The following is a 3,026-nucleotide window of genomic DNA, read 5'->3' on the forward strand; positions in this document are numbered from 1 at the left end:
GTCCCAGAGCGCAAAGGCGAAATCGCCATTGAGCGCGGAGACGCAATCCTCCCCCATCTCGTCATAGAGATGCAGGATTACTTCGGTGTCGCTGGTTGTCCGGAAATGGCGGCCTTTCGCGCGAAGCTGCTCGCGCAATTCCACATAGTTGAAGATCTCGCCGTTGAAGGCGATCGTCAGATCGCCCGTCGCATCGGACATCGGCTGCTGGCCGTCCCCGAGACCGACGATGGACAGCCGCGCATGGCCGAGGCCGGCCGCCTTTGTGGTGAAGAACCCCTGCTCATCGGGGCCGCGATGGGCAATGGCAGCCGTCATCCTTTCAAGGAGCGCCCTCCCATCCCGGACAGTGCCGAAATAGCCGCTAAAACCGCACATGCCGAGATATTTCCAAGTCCACCAGCGCGGCCCGGACTATAGACGCCAAGATATCGGTAGGTGTTAAATATTTGGGACTATTCATGAGAATGGTAAATTTTGAGCGGCCGCCGACGGCTGATTCCTTGCGTCAGCATTGGATCTGCCGCGAGATGAGGGCAATGAAGCTTTTGGCGTCGTGTTCGCATGATGTTCACGGGGTCTGAGGGGCAGGCCCTCATCGCCTTCTGTCGAAGGCTAGGTCTGGGACTTCTCAAGGTCTGTCGTTGTCGGGGAAAGTGGTCCGCGCGGCAGAATGAAATCTACGACGGTTGCCATTGCCGGAATTGAGGCAGGCGTGGCCGCATGCCGCCTTGGCGTAACGGCAAGCGATCTTTACAAGGCAGTACTCGATGTTCTTGACGGCCGCGGAATTTTTTGCGGCTACCCAATCCATGGCCATTCATTCGGACTGGGCTGGGGCGGACCATAGTTAGTGCCAGAGAACAGCTTCAAGGTTGGAGCCGGGATGGCCATCGCCGTCGAGTGCATGGCGGGCCGCGAAGACGTCGGCTATGTCAAGTTCGAGCAAGGTACTTGTCCATGCTGATCGCACCGAGCTCATTTCCACCTGTCCGGCGAGGCTCTGAAGACTGGCCCTCAAACGCATGCCCAAAACACAGCTGGTATTGGTAGCAATCCGAGCGGACCAGGCGAGGCAGCCCCACTGCCGGGTCGAGAGAACCCACTTGGTGAACTCAGGCGTGCGCCTGACATTCCGGGCACCGTGGACACGCGTCAAGTCGAGAGGATACTGCGCGAGCGATATCCAAGTACCTCAGTGTAGAGAAGGTCGCGCGACTGCGCGTTTCTTTCCAGTTTCACATAACGAGCAGATATTGTTGCCGAAGGTTGAACCAGCCGTCGCTGGCACTCATGGGAGTATGGCGGTCCCGAACAGGATGCCGTGACGCCCGACCGTGGTGATCGGGTCCGGCAGCTTCCACATGGCGGGTCTTTCTTCTCGATGCGAGCGATCAGGCGCCAGGCACAATCCCATTGTCCTTCCTCACCTCGCAGCGGTTGCCGGCTGGCGGCAGCAATGCGCCTGATCTCGGACGTTCGGCAAACTTTACCTTCGCCCGAAAGCGGACGGTCTGCCAAAGGTAACATGACTGCGTTGCTGGACGACGGGCCTGATCCAGCAATGACCCCGTATGTCAGGTTCCAACAGTATGGGAGGTTGTCCTGTCGATTATCATTGCCATCGTCCTTCTTACTGCTCACATGCACGCAACTGCGGCGATGAGTTGTCGGACCGGCTGGATCCTATAAAAAGCCGGCCTTTCTGAAGCCGGAGAGGAAGTGCTCGAAGGAAGATGGGTCTGCGAAGGGAAGGCGGGCAAGGTAGCCAAGCGAGAGGTCTGGTTGCAGCCTCAGTGTGGCTTCGACTGCGACATGCGCGTTTTCCATCTCGCCTAGATGGGCGTAGGCCGCCGCGAGAAAGGCATGGATGAAGAACTGGTCGCCGGCCTTCCGATAAGCGTCGATGGCGTCGGCATATCGGCCGAGCAGGAAGAGCGCGCTTCCCTTCACCTCCCAGAACCAGACCGGGGGCAACGGGTCGAGCAGTATGGCCCTTTCGAGGACCGCCAAGGACTGCTGAGGCTGGCCGCCGTAGTTGAGCCAGCTTGCATAGTCTCCGGCAATGTTGACGTCGTGCGGATTGAGCGAACGGGCCTGCTGGAAATGCAGTCCGGCATCCCCATGCTGGCGCATATGTACAAGCACGAGACCCATGCTCTGGTTGCAGATGCCGTCATTCCGGTCGAGCAGGAGCGCTGTGCGCGCAGACCGCAAGGCACTTTGCAGCGTACGAGGATCGCGGTCGTACCAGAATCGCGCAACCAGGCACTGCGCTAGATAGGCATGACCTTGAGCAAAAGTCGGATCGAGTTCGGCGCTCCGGGTAAACATGGATTCGCCCTTGTCCATTTCATACTGATGGTAGTGCGCGCGACCCTGCAAGTAGTAGTCGTAGGCGGCCCAATCGGCCGGCGGCGTTCGCCGCGAGCGGCTAGTCGCATCTGCCTCGGCGGCGCCTTGGACGGTTGAAGCCACGAGTGCCGCCACCTCCTCCTGAACCGAAAAGATGTCCTCAAGCGCCCTGTCGTAGCGTTGAGCCCACAAATGGAAGCCGCTGGCGCCGTCGATCAGCTGCGCCGTGATCCGGATACGGCTCCCGAGCCGTCGCACGCTGCCCTCGACGAGGTAGCGCGCGCCGAGTTGCCGGTGGACTTCCGCGCCCTCCGGCGCTGGCCCACGAAACTGAAAAGATGAATTACGCGCGATCACCACGAGCGACCGGTATCGCGCCAGTTCAGTGATGATATCTTCGGTGATGCCGTCGCTCAGATAATGCTGGTCCTGATCGCCGCTCAAATTGGCGAAGGGCAGCACGGCAATGGTGGGTTTGCCGGACGGCGCGATTGGTCGCTGCACTGAACCTTCCACGCGCTCGACAGGCGCGGTGAAGCGGTAGCCGACGCGAGGCACGGTGGCGATCCAGTCGCCACCTTGGTCGGTGGGGCCGAGCGCCTTCCTCAGCGTCGCAATCTGGACGGTGAGATTGCTTTCCTCGACCGCCCGGCCCGGCCAGGCAGCGTCCA

1 protein-coding gene and 1 pseudogene are annotated in these 3,026 nt (G+C 60.4%); both read right to left on the reverse strand.

The window, feature by feature from the left end; translation table 11 throughout:
• Window positions 1–378: pseudogene (locus EN991_RS29830) on the reverse strand (asparagine synthetase B); the annotation flags it as partial.
• Between the two features lie 1,308 nt (window positions 379–1,686).
• Window positions 1,687–3,026, reverse strand: a 1,340-nt coding sequence (locus EN991_RS29840) for a winged helix-turn-helix domain-containing protein (protein ID WP_127370092.1), incomplete at its 5' end; no start/stop codon positions are given.

Source organism: Mesorhizobium sp. M7A.F.Ca.US.005.03.2.1 (assembly GCF_003997795.1).
GTDB lineage: Bacteria > Pseudomonadota > Alphaproteobacteria > Rhizobiales > Rhizobiaceae > Mesorhizobium > Mesorhizobium ciceri.